The sequence below is a fragment of the Gilliamella sp. wkB292 genome, assembly GCF_001690235.1.
Taxonomy (GTDB): Bacteria; Pseudomonadota; Gammaproteobacteria; order Enterobacterales; family Orbaceae; genus Gilliamella; species Gilliamella apicola_F.
In genome coordinates, this window is sequence record NZ_LZGO01000052.1 from 13,852 (window position 1) to 31,049 (window position 17,198).

Genomic DNA, 17,198 nt, shown 5'->3' on the forward strand with positions numbered 1-17,198 from the left:
AAAGCTTCTGTTTATAAAATGGAAGCTTTTATTTTAGTTACCAATGATGATTCATCATGAATAGCAGATAGGTAGTAATTATAAATTGGCTTAAAAATAATACTATTAATAAAGGATATAGAGCACGGTTGTTTTCTGATATAAGATAAACAATTAATTGTTGTAATATATTCTTAGTATTAATTATACTTTCTGTTTTTAGATAGATATAAAAAAACCCAGCATTTGCTGGGTTTCTCGTTTATACAAAACTATTTAATTTTAGCTTCTTTATAAACAACATGCTGACGAACAACAGGATCGTATTTTTTGATCTCCATCTTTTCAGGCATGGTTCTTTTGTTTTTGCTAGTGGTATAAAAATGACCGGTACCAGCAGAAGAAACTAATCTAATTTTTTCACGTACACCTTTAGCCATGATATGGTTTCCTTATTAGTACTTTTCACCACGGGCACGAAGTTCAGCTAAAACTGCATCAATACCCTTTTTATCGATAGTACGCATACCTTTAGCTGATACACGTAATTTTACAAAACGTTTTTCACTCTCAATCCAGAAACGGTGAGTTTGAAGGTTTGGTAGAAAACGACGTTTAGTAGCATTCATCGCATGAGAACGATTATTTCCCACTAAAGGACCTTTTCCTGTTACTTGGCATACTCGTGACATGTCAATAATTCTCCGAAATTTCTATGCTTAAGCCTTGGGCGTAATATGTTAATGGAATTAACCTCGTCAGGCTTTTAGTTTGCTGCAGTTCTATTTGAGAAGCAGTCTAACCTCTCACACTACACCCATAATAATGAGGTAGCGAAGTATACGCTGTTATGGAAAGATTCTCAAGTATTATCTTATTTTAGAATAAAAATAAGTTCACTATGCGCAACGATTTATATAAAAAGATAAAAGTATCTATCAATTTGCTTCTATTTTATAACTAGCTTTACTTTAGTGAAATACAAAAATCGTTTTATTTTATAATAAATATGCTTTAATACTAAATGATAAACTATATTTTTTGATTTAATTTTCTAACTTTCAAGGAGATTATATGAACCAGTTTAAGCCATATGACATCTATGGCATTATCGGTTATCCGTTAGGGCATACAATGAGCCCATTAATTCATACTACTTCGTTTCAAGATTATAATATTCCAGCTGTATTGGTTGCATTTCCAACGCCTCCAGAAGAGATACCTAACCTATTCAAATCGGTTCGATTACTTAATATTCGTGGTTTATGTGTCACTATTCCACATAAACAAACAATTATTCCTTATTTAGATTATGTTACTGATCATGTTAAAAAAGCAGGCGCAGCAAATTTAGTTTATTGGGATGGTGATAAGCTTTGTGGTGACAATACTGATATTGTTGGTTTTATGGAGCCATTAAGACAAAAAAAATTACCTGCCGACTATAAAAAGGTTTTATTGTTAGGTGCCGGAGGCGCAGCTCGCGCTGCTGTAGTGGGTTTGCAAGATCTAGGTTATACCGATATTACCGTTAGTGATATTTCTAAAGAACTACCCGAAGCACTAGCTAAAGAGTTCAACCTTAAAATCGTTGATTGGGAAGATCGTAGCAAAGTTGAAGCTCAGATCATTGTTAACTCTACTCCATTAGGTATGCAAGGTAAATTTGAAGATCAAACTCCTTATGAACAGGCGTGGTTTAAAGGAAAGGGCTTAGCTTATGACATTGTTTATACGCCATATAATACAAAATTTAGACAAGAAGCTGAAAAAGCAGGATGGGAATCGATTTCTGGCCGTGAAATGTTTATTGGTCAAGCAAATGCTCAATTTAAAATTTGGACAGGAAAAGAACTTTCTCAACGGGCAAAACAGGCAGTAATAGACGCGTTAGCGGCAAAATAAATATTGGAAAAACAACATACATCTTATCAATGTTAATTTGATGTATGTTAGAACATTGATCATATTGTTCTATTATTCTGCAATATTAATTGCCTGGATATAAATTTAATGAATTTTGTAATTTCACAATGTGAATACAAGGAGTATTTATGACAAATCTTGAATTGCAAGCTTATCGTCGTTTTTTGATGTTAAAAGTGCTAGAAGCTAGTGAACATATTGGTAAAACAGACATTAAAACTTGGCATGATTGGGAAAGTGGTAAGTTACCTGTTCCTGAATTTGTAGCAACAGCGATGCAAGAATTAAAAAAAATTCGCCACGATAAAATCAATCTTATTATTAAAGGTATTAATGATCGGGTTGGCAGTAATACTATTCGTTACTTCATGACATATGAAGAGTTTAAAAAAGTGAATCCAGATCTTGATGTGATTCAATGGCGATTACATCAATCCATTGCCACTGAACTTTATTTCCGTGGTCTAGAAAAACTGTGCTAGCGGCTATTTTTTGTAATATGAATGATTTAACATCGTTTTGATGTAAATATTATTTTACATTCGTTGACAGTTTTATTAAAAACATATTCATATAAATCAATAGGATTTATTTTTACAAGATTAAATGTAAAAAAAATGTTGCAAAAGATAAAGTGAATCACTAGCATAGACAAAATATTCTGAGATCTGTAAATCTGAAAGGACCCAATATGAATAAACCAATTTTTCTCGTCGGCGCAAGAGCAGCAGGCAAAACAACAATGGGAAAAATGTTAGCAAATAAGCTATCGTTTTCTTTCATTGATACAGATTGTCATTTACTCGAAACCACCCAAAAAACTGTGGCTGAAATTGTTGAAAAAGAGGGCTGGGAAGGGTTTAGAGCAAGAGAAAGCCAAGTATTGATTGATACGGCAAAACCTAATCGGGTGATTGCTACAGGTGGTGGAATGGTTTTAGCGGATCATAATCGCCAATTTATGAAACAAAATGGTATTGTTATCTTTCTTTCTGCACCAGCGGCCACATTAGCTGCTCGTTTAATGAAAGATCCAAATATTGCTCAGCGCCCTTCTCTTACTGGTTTATCGATTGTAGATGAAATGGAAAAAGTCGTAGCGGAACGATTGCCTTTATATCATGATGCTGCACATTATGTTGTTAATGTCGATCAAGATGAACATCAAATTTTAAGCCAAATGCTTGAAATGTTGAACAATTAATCAATTTGTTTTGCTTAACCCTAGATAAAATACCACATCCTTATGTGGTATTTTTTATTAAAAGTTATCGGATTTTTACTAATTTATCTGCCTCATCTATTGGTTTTTTTAACCATCATATAGTCGGTAAAGTAATATCAGTAAAATATTCTTAATAAATTAATAGTTATCGCTTTTAGATTAATATTAATACTTGTATATTGAATTCGATTAACAGTTTAGTTTTAAATATATTTCAAATATGGAGTACGACAAATGGATACGTTAAAAGTCAATTCTTATGGAATTGTCGGGTCTATTTACGCTAATTATATCATTCAAAGTATTGCGCTAATTGTGATTATGCAATTTTCCGTTGATCTTACAAAACAGCTTAACACTGATCTTATTGGATTAGGCTATGTTGCTTCAGGTATAGGTATTGGCAAAATCTTTTTAATGTTTGTTGGTGGAATACTTTCAGATAAATTTGGTCGTAAGCTTTTTATTTTCCTCGGTATGGCGTGTTACGCGGTTTTCTTTATTGGTATGATATTTTGTACCAACATTCATCTCGCTTTTTGTCTGGCCATTGCCGTTGGGGCAGGTAACTCTTTTTTAGACACAGGTTCAATGCCTGCATTGACTGAATGCTTTCCAAGTTCTGCCGGTTCAGCAAGTGTGTTAATAAAAGCGTTTATTTCTATTGGGACTTTAGTACTTCCTTTTATTGTTACTTTTTTTGACTCCAATCAAATTTGGTATGGTTGGGCTTTTCTTGGCTTTACTGCTTATTTAGTAATAAATGGCATATTATTATTACCTAAAAAATTTCCTCACAAAGATACTTCAATTAAAGGTGGACAAGGCTCTGAGAACTATTTCAAAAGCCATCCTAAATTTGCATTTGAAGGCATTTTATTGATTATTATGGGATTTACTACAACAGCAACATTTGTCATTATTTTGCAATGGTTGCCAACTATCGCAACTGAAGGCGTAAATATGAGCGACCTTGATGCTAAACAATTAATTAGCTATTACAGTACCGCATCGATTATATCGGTATTTGTGACTGCTTTTGTCGTTAAACATTTTTTGAAACCTATTTTTTGCATCATAATATTACCCGCATTATCAGCTATTGTTCTGATTATTTTTTATTTTAATATTTCACCTGTTATGTGCGTTATTGCAGCAATTGGTATGGGATTTACCGCAGCCGGTGGTGTACTTCAATTAACTTTAGTGGTAATGCAACAAATGTTTCCAAGCCGTAAAGGCCTTGCTGTTGGTTGTATGTATACTTTTAGTGGATTATCGTTTGTGGTTATTCCACTGATTGTGCCAAAACTCGCTATGATTGATGTTAGTTATGCAATTTTAATTGATTTTTTTATTGCGTCATTAAGTTTAATCTTAGGTTCAATTGTTTTTTACCGATTTAAAAAAGTGATTGATATTACAAAAATATAATGACTGATTTAAGTATTTGTGTTCAAGATTAAAACAAAATTAAAAAAATACTTTTTTGATATATATAGGAATTCAGGAATGAAAAACCGATATTGGGGCACAGCGAGTTGTTTATATATCAACTACTTTGTGCATGGAATGGGCGCGATTATTTTGGGATTAAATATTGATTATTTAGCTGCTCAATTTAATCCACAATCTGCTTATCTGTTTACTTTAAATAAAGAGGTACTCACTCCAGTACAATTAAATTTGATCAGCGAAGCAAAGCAAAGTGTTTACAACGTGATGATGGGATTGGGTATAGGCCGATTATTAGTATTATTTATTATGGGATCTTTATCCGACAGACTTGGCCGTAAACCCTTCATTGTTTTAGGTGGACTGTTTTATATCGGTTTTCTACTAGGAATTTTAGTTAGCCCGAGTGTACAAATTGCCTTTATGTTTGCTATTTTAGGTGGCATTGCAAATTCAACACTTGATGCCGGTACTTATCCAGCGCTTATGGAAGCTTTTCCTAAATCACCGGGCTCAGCATCTATTTTAATTAAAGCAGCTATTGCAGCAGGGCAATCCTTGTTGCCCATAATTATCGGCATGATTATGGCTAACCAAGTATATTATGGTTGGTCATTCATTTTTTGTTGCGTTATTTTAGCGTTAAATGCATTGATAGTGTTTAAGATGCCTTTTCCAAACCACAAACTCACGCCAGAGCAAGAGCTAGAGAATTTAGAAAAAAATGAAAAAACAACGCCTGTTTTAAAGCAAAAGGCTAATTTTTGGATAGAAGGTATCTGTTTTATTATTATTGGTTTCACTTCAACCGCGACCTTTTATCTGGTTTCGTCTTGTTTAAAAGATTTTTCACAAACAGTTGCCGGTATGGATTCTTCGGGTGCGGTACAAACTTTTTCTTCTTATGGTATTGGGACATTAGCCAGTGTATTTTTAACTTCACTTTTAGTGAAAAGTTTAATTAAACCTGTGTATATTGTTGTGTTTTATCCACTACTTTCAACTATCATGTTGATAGTAATGTATTTTAACCCAACCCCTGCATTATGTATGATCGGTGGTTTTGTACTTGGTTTTACTGCGGCAGGCGGCGTTTTACAACTTGCACTCACCACCATGGCTGAATTTTTTCCATCAGGAAAGGGTAAAGTGCTGGGTATATTTTTTACTTCTTCAAGTATTGCAACAGCTATAATCCCGTTTTTAATTGGCTGGGTATCAACTAATTTTGGTTTACGTTATGTTATGTTGAGTGATGCAATAATAGCGGGTATTGGTACTATATTGGCTATTATTGTATTAATGCGTTACCGAACTGTTTTTAACGTATCACATACAATTACGGATAAATAACTAAAAAGTTACTCAATCAAAAAAATAATTTATAGATCATTTCATAAACTTATTGGGTTGTCTGTCTAATAATCATAAAACATTATAGGTCATGCTTAAAATAAGCATGCCTATTTGATGCTATGGTTTAAAGTTCAAGTTTATCACTGCATTTGTTGTCAACATGGTTGGTCTTAGTGATTATTGTTAAATACAATTATGATCAATTTATGTTTGTTGATTTTTATTTGTCTAATTTTTAGCTTTTAATCGATTTCGAAAATATTACTTGCCATTAAATCAAAAATAAATAAAATTACAATAAATGTGAATAAATATTCATTTTGATAATGGTGGTTAAGATGAAAGAAAGAACAACTGAATTAGTCGAAGGATTAAGACATTCAGTACCTTATATCAATGCTCATCATGGAAAGACATTTGTAATTTTATTAACAGGCGCGGTATTAAAAAGTAATAATTATTCAAGCATCATTAGTGATATCGGTTTGCTTTACAGTCTTGGTATAAAACTGGTCATTGTTAATGGTGCACGTAATCAAATTGACGAATCACTTAAACATCATAATATTGAACCTAAATATCATAAGAATACTCGAATTACCGATGCCAACACGCTAGATATTGTTAAACAAGTCACAGGGTTGTTGCAGCTCAATATTACAGCCAGTCTATCAATGTGCTTAAATAATACGCCATTACAAGGTGCGCATATTAATGTGGTAAGTGGCAATTTTGTTATTGCTCAGCCACTTGGTGTTGATGATGGTATTGATTATTGCCATACAGGCAAAATTCGCCGAATTAACTATGAAGCGATAGACGAACAATTAAATCGCGGTTCAATTGTATTACTCGGACCTGTTGGGGTATCGGTAACAGGGGAAAGTTTTAATTTATCTTCAGAAGATGTTGCAGCCGAAGTTGCAATACGTTTGAAAGCCGATAAATTAATTAGTTTTTGCGCTGAGCAAGGTGTGCTTGACGAACAGGGTAAAGTAATTACAGATCTTTTTCCTATTGATGCTGATAACTATGTTAATCAAAAAGAACAGCATGGAAAGCCGCTTTCCAGCGAAGCTCGATTTTTACGGGCAGCATCGAAAGCTTGTCGCAATGGCGTAAGACGAAGTCATTTAGTCAGTTATTTAGTCGATGGCGCAATTTTGCAAGAACTATTCTCGCGTGATGGCATTGGTACACAAGTGGCAATGCAACATTCTGAACAAATTCGCACAGCAACAATCAACGATATTGGTGGTATTTTAGAACTTATTCGCCCACTTGAAGAACAAGGCATTTTAGTTAAACGGTCACGAGAACAGTTAGAGATGGAAATTGATAAATTTACTATTATTCAACGTGATAATATGACTATTGGTTGTGCTGCACTTTACCCATACCCCGAAGAAAAAATGGGCGAAATGGCTTGTGTTGCCATCCATCCGCAGTATCGAAATTCATCGCGCGGCGATCTATTGATCGAAAAAATTGCTGAAAGTGCCAATAATCTAGGATTAGAGAAAATTTTTGTACTCACTACCTGGAGTATTCATTGGTTTAGAGAAAAAGGTTTTAATCCAGCTGAAGTTGATGATTTACCGATCAAAAAGAAACAACTGTACAATTATCAACGAAACTCAAAAATATTAATGTTCAATATCAAATAAGTTAATTCATTATAAATCGACTTTTTAGTTGGTGATTGGCCTAATCATTAGATGTATTTGAGTTATCAGCTTAATAAAACTGATAACTCTTTTACTGTTACTTAAATAATTTAACTAATAATTTTGTGGGTAATGATAAGTTTGCACAATCCGTTTTTGGCAAAACTTTTTTCTTTAATGCCTGATAAAGCAAAAATAGTAAAACCAGCACCGTAAAATACACAATGGCAAACCACAAACCAAAGCAGCAATAATGTGCCTTTAACATTAGTAGTAAAATTACCAAATATGGACGCTGTTTTATCTGTTATAAATAAAATTTGCCATGCTTTTATGCAGCATATTGGTACGGTAGTAAAAACAGCAACGAAGCCAAGAATTTTAGTAAAAAGCACACAATACAGCAAACAGTAGCTTGTTACTAAAAAAGACAATTAAAGTGATAGCTGCAACACGTTTTGAGGTAATAATTTAAACAAATTCTTTAAATGTTAGAATATTTTTTAGTGAAAATAACAATGCCTTACTTAGCAATAGATAACTTTTCAGCATTACTGTTGATAGTTCTAAGGAAAAAATCAGACAAGTATTATGCTTAAAAATATCCTTAGTCTGTTTTTTATTGCCACAATTGATCAAACAACCTCACTTATGTAAAAAATAAAGTGTAGCTTAAATAACAAGGTGAACAGATTTTGAAAAAATAGATCGGATTTGTTTGATAATAAACAATATCAATTATATTGTTAACACTAAGTTCATGAGGATTGATTACTACATGGTATTGAAATAACTGAGTAGTAATATTATTTAATTGCGTTATTTAAAATTTGCCAAGTAAATGACTTTTTTAAATAAAAACCGCGAGGACGAGTTAAAATAATTTGACCACTTTCACCAATTGCTTCTGTTAATGCGCGACCGTTAGCTGCTTTGGGACGAATTTGTAAATAGGTTCCATAGTGAGCTGTAATTTTTTCAACTTGGCCAAGCGTAATCATATCCATCAGTTCTTGCCAATCTTGCTTGAGCTGTTGTTCTTGTTGGAGGGATGGCGTCCACAAAATAGGGCGTCCAACTTTTCGATCTGCCAGTGTAATAGTTCTTTCACCTTGTATTGGGATCCACAGTACCTTAGTCAATTTATATTTGACATGACTTGTTTCCCAAATGACCCCGTGGTTTGCCATCAACGGGGCTACACTAACAAAAGTGGTTTCTAAAGGTTTCCCTTGGTTATCAATGGGAATGGTTTTGAGTTCAATGCCTAAACTAGCAAAATCCCGTTCGGCCTTACTACCTGCGTTTGCCCCCAAAAAAGTTTCAATTAGATTGCCTACCCAACCTTTTTGTTTAGTAAGATCTTGTGGCATTGGCATATTTAAATATTTTGCGATATCAGCAAAAGTATAACCTGCTGCTAATTCAGCTCGTTGTAATAATTCTTGTTCACTATTTGGGAAAAATATTGGCATGTAAAGGAATTAACTTAATGGCAAAATATTCACAGTCAATTATATTGGCTGTGAATACGGAAATAAAGGGCTATTAATTGAGTTTTTCAACCCAAGTTGCATAGCTATTAATGATTAGAGAAAGAAACTCTTTAGTTTTTGCAGTTATATTGCCGTTTTCATCGAATGATGAATTGATATTACCAATATAAGCTTCGGGTTGTTGTAGTGTCGGCATATCTAAAAATACTAATGATTGGCGTAGTTGATGATTTGCACCAAAACCACCGATAGCACCTTGTGAAACAGAAACAACCGCGGCTGGTTTTTTCGACCAAACGCTTTTACCGTAAGGACGCGATCCCACATCTAAAGCATTTTTAATAACAGCTGGTAAGCCTCGATTATACTCAGGTGTGACAAAAATTACCCCTTGGCATGCTGCGATTTCTTGACGAAAACGGGTGTAAGATGAAGGTGGTGTATCGGTGTCAATATCTTCATTATATAAAGGCAAATCACCGATAGAAATTAGTTGTAATGAGAGTGATGAAGGTGCAATTTCTTGAAATATTTTTGCTACTTTTAAGTTAAAAGAATCCTTGCGTAAACTACCTACTAAAACCGCAATTTTTTTACTCATTTTCTATTCTCCCTAATATCTTATAAAATTAAGAGACACAGTTTGTGTCTCTTAATTTTTGTTATTTATTATGAATTATAACAAATATTAATGACCTGAAGAGTCCATTTTACGACCTGTTTCAAATAAGAACCAAGCACGTCTTTCAGTTTGATCGATCCACTCTTCGATTAAGCTTGCTGTAGCGGTATCATTATATTTATCGCAAATATCGTGTGCTTCACGCATACGAGATGTAAGTTTAATATTATCTTGACAAAGTTCAGCAAGCATATCTGATGGTTCAACAAAATCAGCATCGTTATCAGAAATACTTTGTAGTTTTGAAATATGACCGATTGAACGAAGGGTGGTTCCACCTAATTTACGCACACGTTCAGCGATAGGGTCAGTCATTGCAAATAATTCTTCACCATGATCATCTAACATTAAGTGATAATCACGAAAATGAGGGCCACTTACATGCCAATGGAAGTTTTTAGTTTTTAAATATAAAGCAAATACATCAGCTAATACTGAATTCATAGCACTAGAAATATCTTTTGATGCTTTTTCACCTAAATCAGTAGGGAATAAAATTGCTGCTTGTTGAAGTTTTTTGGCGCTTTTAGTAGAGTTAGTCGTTTTAGCCATAACACATTCTCCTCAGTTAAATAATAAATAAATTTGTAATATAAAATTACGCCAACTCAGCGTTAATGTCCAATGAAAATCAACTATTTTTAGCTATTACTGCTATTTCAGCAAACTATTACTTTTATCTTGTTTTTATGTTATCCATTTTTTTTGAAACATTTTCTTTCATTTTAAAAGAAAATGTTTCAAATTGTGATCTATATAAAAGTTTTTTCTTTTAATGTTGTTAATATGTCGACAAAGTTTAACTTAATAGGAGGCAATATGATTGACGCTATTTCATTTGGTGCTGAATGGTTTATAGGGCTATTCCAAGAGGGAGGTAAAGTATTAGTAGGAATGGTAACAGGAATCTTACCATTATTAATCTCTTTACTGGTTGTGATGAATGCAGTAATTAAATTTATTGGGCAAGATCGTATAGAGCGCCTAGCACAAGCTTGTGCTGGTAATCCAATTTCTCGCTACTTACTACTACCATTAATTGGAACCTTTGTTTTTTGTAATCCGATGACATTAAGTTTAGGGCGTTTTATGCCAGAGTATTACAAGCCAAGTTATTATGCCGCTTCTTCTTATAGCTGCCACTCTATGAATGGACTTTTTCCACATGTTAATCCAGGTGAGTTGTTTGTCTATTTAGGTATTGCTGCTGGACTAACAACGTTGAATCTTCCATTAGGCCCTTTAGCAGTAAGTTATTTTCTTGTGGGTTTGGTTACAAACTTCTTTCGAGGTTGGATTACCGATTTTTGTACTGCCGTTTTTGAAAGAAAAATGGGGATTAAATTGGATAGAGAAGTGCATCTATAACATTCATCTATCAAGATAAAGAGGAGACGAAAATGGCTAAATTTATTCGAATAGAAAAAGGTGAAGCAGGTTGGGGGGGCCCTTTGGAATTACCTGTAATCGAAGGAAAAAAGATTGTCTATATTGCAGCAGGAACAAGACCGGCTATCGTTGATACTTTAGTTAAACTAACGGGTTGGGAAGCTATTGATGGTTTTAAGGAAGGTGAGCCAGCAAAAGACGAAATAGGTGTTGCAGTAATTGACTGTGGCGGTACGTTACGTTGTGGTATTTACCCAAAAAATCGTGTCCCTACGATTAATATTCATGCCACAGGTAAATCGGGACCCTTGGCTCAATATATTGTTGAAGATATTTATGTTTCTGCGGTAAAGCCTAATAACATTAAATTAATCGATCAGGACTCACAGACAGCTAAAGAGAGTTCTGTCATGCAAACGCAGCAAGCTAAAGCTAATAAAGATTCCGAGTTTAAACACTATGACAGTAGTAAAAAAATTACTGAACAGAGCGATGGTTTACTGGCCAAAATCGGCATAGGAATGGGATCGGGAGTGGCCGTTTTTTTCCAAGCTGGTCGTGATACTATCGACACTGTCCTTAAAACGATTTTACCTTTTATGGCTTTTGTATCAGCTTTAATCGGTATCATTATTGCATCAGGATTAGGTGATTTTATTGCTCATGGTTTGGTTCCTTTAGCCAATAACCCCATTGGATTAGTCATTTTAGCTTTAATTTGCTCATTCCCATTGCTTTCTCCATTTTTAGGTCCAGGAGCCGTTATTGCACAAGTCATTGGTACCTTAGTTGGTGTACAAATTGGACTCGGCAACATTCCGCCGCATCTAGCTTTGCCGGCGCTTTTTGCAATTAATGCACAAGCTGCATGTGATTTTATTCCTGTTGGTTTATCACTTGCCGAAGCTAAACAAGATACGGTTAGAGTTGGCGTACCATCTGTTTTAGTTAGTCGATTTTTAACGGGTGCCCCAACCGTGCTTATTGCTTGGGCGGTATCGTTATTTATCTATCAATAAGTTGTGGGAAAAGCTAGATACTTAAGCTGTTATCTTTTGTCTGGTTTGAAATTAATAAACGCACATTAAAGAAGAAAGAAGGTTAATAATGTCAAAGGTTATTTATCATTCAACTATTAATCAAATTGGTGACTTTGCGCAAGAGACTTTAGCTGATGGGATGCTGATATTATTCAAACAAGGCGCACCAGCAGATTTAGCTGATTACTGTTTTATTCATAATCATGATGATTTAAAGCAGGAACTAGCCGTAGGGCAATCATTACAATTAGGTAACCATATCTATCAAATCACCTCTGTTGGTGATGTTGCTAGCGTTAATTTTCGTGAATTAGGTCATATTACATTAAGGTTTGATGGTAATCAGCAAGCGGAGTTGCCAGGTACAGTGCATGTACAAGGTAAACTGCCAATTCAACTTAATGTAAATGATGAAATTAAAATTTTAAGTAATTAAGGAATATAAAAATGAAACAAGTCGCGGTCATTATAGGTGGTGGGCAAACACTCGGTGAATTTTTATGTCATGGTATTGCTGATGCTGGTTACCAAGTTGTTGTCGCTGATTTAAATATAGATAATGCTAATAACGTTGCTCAAGCAATTAATCAAAAACATGGTTTAGGTACTGCTAAAGGTTTTGGTGTCGATGCGACCAACGAAGAAAGTGTTATCCAATTAGCTCAAGATGTTAATAGTTGCTTTAAACGTCTTGATTTGATGGTTTACAGTGCAGGTATTGCCAGAGCGGCACCAATTACCAATTTTGCATTAAATGATTTTCAATTGTCAGTAAATGTTAATCTCACCGGTTATTTTTTATGTGCGCGGGAATTTGCAAAACTAATGATTGAACATAAAACAGCGGGGCGAATTATACAAATCAATTCCAAATCAGGTAAAGTTGGGAGCAAACATAATTCAGGATATAGTGCAGCTAAATTTGGTGGTGTTGGCTTAACTCAATCTTTGGCACTGGATCTTGCTGATCATGGCATTACTGTTAACTCATTAATGTTAGGTAATTTGCTTAAATCGCCAATGTTCCAATCGCTAATTCCACAATATGCTAAAAAATTAGGCATTCCAGAGAATCAGGTCGAGCAAGTATATATTGATAAAGTACCACTTAAACGGGGATGTGATTATCAAGATGTGCTCAATGTTCTGCTATTTTATGCAAGTGACAAAGCCTCTTATTGTACAGGACAATCAATTAACATTACTGGCGGTCAAGTGATGTTCTAGTTAAAATAAAGTGCGAAAGCAAGTTTAATGCTTTTGCACTCTGTTTAACTCAATCAATACTGGAAAAGCGCATATGAATATGACAACCACTTTTATTATTGTTGCTTTAATTGCTTGGTGTATTCAAATTGTATTTAGTTGGTTACAAATTCGCCGTTTTAATCAAGCTTTTTTAGCTTTAAAAAAAGGGACGTATTTAGGCATTGGTCGAAGTAAAACCAAACGTTTTAAACCAAGGGTTTTAATTGCGGTATCTTTAGACAAAAATCAGGTCGTGATTGATTCAGTACGAATGAAAGGTATTACAGTTTTTGCTTTACCTAAACCCATTCCACAATTACATGGGATGTTGGTATCAAATATTATTCCAGAAAAAATATTTCCCTATGATCTTGCCTCACAAAGCGCGCTTACTATCGCATTAACAACAAATAAATAACTTTTATTTTGAAAAGTATTTTCTTTCATAATGAAGTATAATATTTTTTAAAATAAATTTATTTTATTGGTTAACAATGATAAGTGGTGGTAACTGGGTATGAAAGTAAAGCAACGGCAAACAGCTATTTTAGAATATCTACAAAATCACGGGCAAGTCAGTGTTGATGAATTAGTCGCTCACTTTAAAACAACGGGTACAACTATTCGTAAAGACCTTACACAACTAAATGAAAGTGGATTAGTTCTGCGTACTTATGGTGGGGCTATGTTAAATAGGGAAATTGGTGATAGGGCGATTGATCATAAAACTTATATAAATACTGCGCAAAAAAAAGCGATAGCTAAAGAAGCGGCAAAATTGATCCATGAAGGTGATTCGATTATTTTTGATGCAGGTAGTACCGTTGCCCAGATGATTCCAATGCTTGCCCGATTCAATAATCTTACTATTATGACCAATAGTTTACATATGGTTAATGAATTAGTTGCTAATGATAACGACCAAACCATAATATTAACCGGGGGCACTTTCCGGCGAAAATCGGCATCATTTCATAATAATAATGCCTCAGCAATTGCAGCCTTTGAATCTTACACTTTTGATAAACTTTTTATGGGTGCTGATGGTGTAGATTTAGTTGGTGGTGTAACGACATTTAATGAAAGTTATCATGGCAGCGTTGCCATGAGTAAAGCTGCCGCTAAATTAATTTTGTTAGCAGATTCTTCAAAGTTTGGGCGGCGTAGCCCTAATGTTGTATGTGATTTAAGTGCTGTTGATACTATTATCACTGATGATAACTTAGATGATAAATACTATGATGCATTAGTTGAGCGCAACATTAACGTTATCAAAGTAAAAGTAATGGATAACTAATTTGCCACACAACCATAACCAACAAATAACGTTATTTTATTAAGATAACTTTTTAAAATTGCATCACCTATTAGTAGTCATTAAAACTACATTTTATATTTAATGGGAAGAATTTTTTTACACAGCTTTACAAGCTACTTAATTTAGCCAAAAAAGAATCATGTTGTCGTTATTTTAGATCAGGCTAATTTAATTGATTAAGGGGATTTGAAATTCATCAATCCCCTTTATACTACAAAATAGACTATATCTTATTATAAACACGTTATTAGTCTATTTAGTTATTTAAAAGAGTAATCTTGCTCTGATTGTGCCAGGTACACTTTTGAGTTTAACTAATAATTCCTCAGCTTTATTTTGTTCTACTCTTTCAATATCAATAACAACATAACCAATTTTGGGATCGGTTTGTAAATACTGAGCCGAAATATTTAATCCTTGTTCTGCAAATAATGTATTAATTGCTGTCAATACGCCCGGTTGGTTATTGTGTATGTTGATAAAACGGCTAGATCCTTTTGCCGGAATCGGTAATGATGCTTCAGGAAAATTTACGGCAGACAAGGTAGCACCTGTATCGGAGTATTTGGCCAGTTTTGTTGCAACTTCAATACCAATGTTTTCTTGTGCTTCAGTGGTTGAACCACCAATATGAGGCGTTATGATGACATTATCAAATTTACACAATGGTGATTCAAATGGATCACTATTGGTAGCCGGTTCAGTTGGAAACACATCAATAGCCGCACCACTTAATTTATGACTTTGTAGTGCTTGAGTTAATGCATCAAGATCGATAACTTTACCACGAGAAGCATTGATAAGAATGGCGTCGGGCTTCATCATATCAATTTCACTTTGACTAATCATATTAATTGTTGTTGAATTTTCGGGCACATGTAAGCTGACAATGTCACTTAATTGCAACAACTCCTTCATGGTTGAAATTTGTTTGGCATTACCTAATGGTAATTTAGTTTCAATATCGTAAAAATAGACGTTCATCCCTAAAGATTCAGCTAAAACGCTTAATTGACTGCCAATATGACCATAACCAATGATGCCTAAATTTTTACCACGAGCTTCATGAGAACCAGTTGCAATCTTATTCCATTTTCCTTGATGTGCTTTAGCATTGGCTTCTGGCACACGGCGAAGTAATAAAATTGCCTCGGCTAATACCAGCTCAGCAACGGATCGAGTATTAGAAAATGGTGCATTAAATACCGGAATACCTTTAACGGCAGCTGTATCAAGATCCACTTGGTTAGTACCAATACAGAAACAACCAATTCCGGCAAGTTTTGGTGCTGCATCTATGATGTCTTTGGTTAAATGCGTTCTTGATCGGATCCCAATAAAACGCGCATCTTTTATTGCTTGTTGAAGTTCCGATGGCGATAGCGCACCTTTATGATATTCAATGTTGGTAAAGCCAGCAGCTTTTAATGTGTCAATTGCACTTTGGTGGACACCTTCGAGTAATAAAAATTTATTATCATCTTTGCTTAATGCCTGAACAACCATTTTTTCCTCTCTTTATTTAAGCATATCTATTGCTGCTTATTGTTATATTATTATTTTTTAAATTAACGTATTTAGCTAAGCGATAACTAATAGCTCGGTTTAATTTCTTTTACACCTGAACGGGTTCCAACCAGTGCTACATTAGCCCCTTTGTTAGCAAATAGACCTACTGTTACAACGCCAGCAATATTATTAATTCGATTTTCTAATTCCATTGGTTTTGCAATAATAAGATCATGAACATCTAAGATAACATTGCCATTATCAGTAATTACACCCTGACGATAAATTGGTTTACCGCCGAGCTTAAATAGTTCACGTGCAACATAAGAGCGCGCCATGGGGATTACTTCTACCGGTAATGGAAATTTGCCAAGCACATCGACAACTTTTGATTCATCAACTATACACACAAATTGTTTGGATAATGCTGAGACAATTTTTTCACGTGTTAATGCGGCCCCTCCACCTTTTATCATCTGCAACTGATGATTAATTTCGTCGGCACCATCTACATATACATCTAAGCTATCAACTTCATTACAATCCAATACGGGAATCCCATAATCTTTCAGTTTTTGGGTTGATGCTTCTGAGCTAGAAACCGTTCCTTTAATCTGATCCTTTATTGTTGCTAAAGCATCAATAAAATATGATGCAGTTGAACCTGTGCCTACACCAACTAATGAATCGGGTTTGACAAATTTTAACGCTGCAAAGCCGACGGCTTTTTTTAATTCATCCTGTGTCATGGTATCACCGTATTTAGAATATAATTTTCTCGAAAAAATAAAATTTTAAAAGCAAAATGATTGAAGATATGGCATAGTAACCAATTGGAAAGCAAAAATCATTAGTATTTTTTAGAAAATATTTTAAGTTTTAGATCTATTTAAAACTTTGCAAATTAA

20 protein-coding genes are annotated in these 17,198 nt (G+C 34.2%); 12 read left to right on the forward strand and 8 right to left on the reverse strand.

Annotated features, from left to right (window positions below):
* Nucleotides 1-251 precede the first annotated feature (251 nt).
* On the reverse strand, nucleotides 252-419 hold the full coding sequence (gene rpmG / locus A9G09_RS05980) for a 50S ribosomal protein L33 (RefSeq protein ID WP_034884348.1): 168 nt from the start codon (nucleotides 417-419) through the stop codon (nucleotides 252-254).
* A 15-nt stretch (nucleotides 420-434) separates the two neighbouring features.
* Nucleotides 435-671: a 50S ribosomal protein L28 gene (rpmB, locus tag A9G09_RS05985; RefSeq protein WP_034884345.1), complete on the reverse strand. Its 237-nt coding sequence runs from the start codon at nucleotides 669-671 to the stop codon at nucleotides 435-437.
* Nucleotides 672-1,053: 382 nt separating this feature from the next.
* On the opposite strand from rpmB, the gene aroE reads away from it, so the two are divergent.
* The 6 genes from aroE (at nucleotide 1,054) to argA (ending at nucleotide 7,608) form a co-directional block, all read left to right on the forward strand.
* The gene (gene aroE, locus A9G09_RS05990; protein WP_065633981.1) at nucleotides 1,054-1,884 is read left to right on the forward strand and encodes a shikimate dehydrogenase; all 831 of its coding nucleotides are present in this window, start codon (nucleotides 1,054-1,056) and stop codon (nucleotides 1,882-1,884) included.
* Nucleotides 1,885-2,033: 149 nt separating this feature from the next.
* Entirely contained in the window at nucleotides 2,034-2,387 is a 354-nt protein-coding gene (locus A9G09_RS05995) for a DUF1870 family protein (protein ID WP_065633982.1), read from the forward strand.
* Between the two features lie 209 nt (nucleotides 2,388-2,596).
* A complete protein-coding gene (aroL, locus tag A9G09_RS06000) occupies nucleotides 2,597-3,109 on the forward strand; it encodes a shikimate kinase AroL (RefSeq protein ID WP_065633983.1) in 513 nt (170 codons plus the stop codon).
* Nucleotides 3,110-3,364: 255 nt separating this feature from the next.
* The gene (locus tag A9G09_RS06005; protein WP_065633984.1) at nucleotides 3,365-4,564 is read left to right on the forward strand and encodes an MFS transporter; all 1,200 of its coding nucleotides are present in this window, start codon (nucleotides 3,365-3,367) and stop codon (nucleotides 4,562-4,564) included.
* 78 nt (nucleotides 4,565-4,642) lie between these two features.
* Nucleotides 4,643-5,938 (forward strand): MFS transporter, encoded by a 1,296-nt coding sequence (locus tag A9G09_RS06010; RefSeq protein ID WP_065633985.1) that lies wholly within the window; start codon nucleotides 4,643-4,645, stop codon nucleotides 5,936-5,938.
* A 341-nt stretch (nucleotides 5,939-6,279) separates the two neighbouring features.
* Entirely contained in the window at nucleotides 6,280-7,608 is a 1,329-nt protein-coding gene (gene argA, locus A9G09_RS06015) for an amino-acid N-acetyltransferase (RefSeq protein ID WP_065633986.1), read from the forward strand.
* Between the two features lie 110 nt (nucleotides 7,609-7,718).
* On the opposite strand, the gene A9G09_RS06020 is transcribed toward argA, so the two are convergent.
* The 4 genes from A9G09_RS06020 to A9G09_RS06035 form a co-directional block, all read right to left on the reverse strand.
* Nucleotides 7,719-8,003 carry a hypothetical protein gene (locus A9G09_RS06020; RefSeq protein WP_065633987.1) on the reverse strand — a complete coding sequence of 95 codons (285 nt, stop codon included), beginning with the start codon at nucleotides 8,001-8,003 and terminating at the stop codon, nucleotides 7,719-7,721.
* Nucleotides 8,004-8,414: 411 nt separating this feature from the next.
* Nucleotides 8,415-9,083 carry a DNA mismatch repair endonuclease MutH gene (gene mutH / locus A9G09_RS06025; RefSeq protein WP_065633988.1) on the reverse strand — a complete coding sequence of 223 codons (669 nt, stop codon included), beginning with the start codon at nucleotides 9,081-9,083 and terminating at the stop codon, nucleotides 8,415-8,417.
* A gap of 73 nt (nucleotides 9,084-9,156) precedes the next feature.
* On the reverse strand, nucleotides 9,157-9,705 hold the full coding sequence (locus A9G09_RS06030) for an NADPH-dependent FMN reductase (protein WP_065633989.1): 549 nt from the start codon (nucleotides 9,703-9,705) through the stop codon (nucleotides 9,157-9,159).
* A gap of 87 nt (nucleotides 9,706-9,792) precedes the next feature.
* Complete coding sequence (locus tag A9G09_RS06035) at nucleotides 9,793-10,338, reverse strand: Dps family protein (protein WP_065633990.1); 546 nt, start codon at nucleotides 10,336-10,338, stop codon at nucleotides 9,793-9,795.
* Nucleotides 10,339-10,605: 267 nt separating this feature from the next.
* Between A9G09_RS06035 and srlA the strand changes: the two genes are divergently transcribed.
* The 6 genes from srlA (at nucleotide 10,606) to A9G09_RS06065 (ending at nucleotide 14,760) form a co-directional block, all read left to right on the forward strand.
* Nucleotides 10,606-11,154, forward strand: a complete 549-nt coding sequence (srlA, locus tag A9G09_RS06040; RefSeq protein ID WP_065633991.1) for a glucitol/sorbitol-specific PTS transporter subunit IIC — start codon at nucleotides 10,606-10,608, stop codon at nucleotides 11,152-11,154.
* 32 nt (nucleotides 11,155-11,186) lie between these two features.
* Entirely contained in the window at nucleotides 11,187-12,194 is a 1,008-nt protein-coding gene (locus A9G09_RS06045) for a PTS glucitol/sorbitol transporter subunit IIB (protein WP_065633992.1), read from the forward strand.
* Nucleotides 12,195-12,282: 88 nt separating this feature from the next.
* Entirely contained in the window at nucleotides 12,283-12,651 is a 369-nt protein-coding gene (gene srlB / locus A9G09_RS06050; protein ID WP_065633993.1) for a PTS glucitol/sorbitol transporter subunit IIA, read from the forward strand.
* Nucleotides 12,652-12,662: 11 nt separating this feature from the next.
* Complete coding sequence (srlD, locus tag A9G09_RS06055; RefSeq protein WP_065633994.1) at nucleotides 12,663-13,442, forward strand: sorbitol-6-phosphate dehydrogenase; 780 nt, start codon at nucleotides 12,663-12,665, stop codon at nucleotides 13,440-13,442.
* Between the two features lie 73 nt (nucleotides 13,443-13,515).
* Complete coding sequence (locus A9G09_RS06060) at nucleotides 13,516-13,881, forward strand: transcriptional regulator GutM (protein ID WP_065633995.1); 366 nt, start codon at nucleotides 13,516-13,518, stop codon at nucleotides 13,879-13,881.
* Between the two features lie 99 nt (nucleotides 13,882-13,980).
* Nucleotides 13,981-14,760 (forward strand): DNA-binding transcriptional repressor, encoded by a 780-nt coding sequence (locus tag A9G09_RS06065; RefSeq protein WP_065633996.1) that lies wholly within the window; start codon nucleotides 13,981-13,983, stop codon nucleotides 14,758-14,760.
* 285 nt (nucleotides 14,761-15,045) lie between these two features.
* Here A9G09_RS06065 and serA read toward each other — a convergent pair whose 3' ends face one another.
* Both serA and rpiA read right to left on the reverse strand, forming a co-directional pair.
* The gene (serA, locus tag A9G09_RS06070; RefSeq protein ID WP_065633997.1) at nucleotides 15,046-16,287 is read right to left on the reverse strand and encodes a phosphoglycerate dehydrogenase; all 1,242 of its coding nucleotides are present in this window, start codon (nucleotides 16,285-16,287) and stop codon (nucleotides 15,046-15,048) included.
* Between the two features lie 86 nt (nucleotides 16,288-16,373).
* A complete protein-coding gene (rpiA, locus tag A9G09_RS06075; RefSeq protein ID WP_065633998.1) occupies nucleotides 16,374-17,039 on the reverse strand; it encodes a ribose-5-phosphate isomerase RpiA in 666 nt (221 codons plus the stop codon).
* Between the last annotated feature and the right edge of the window lie 159 nt (nucleotides 17,040-17,198).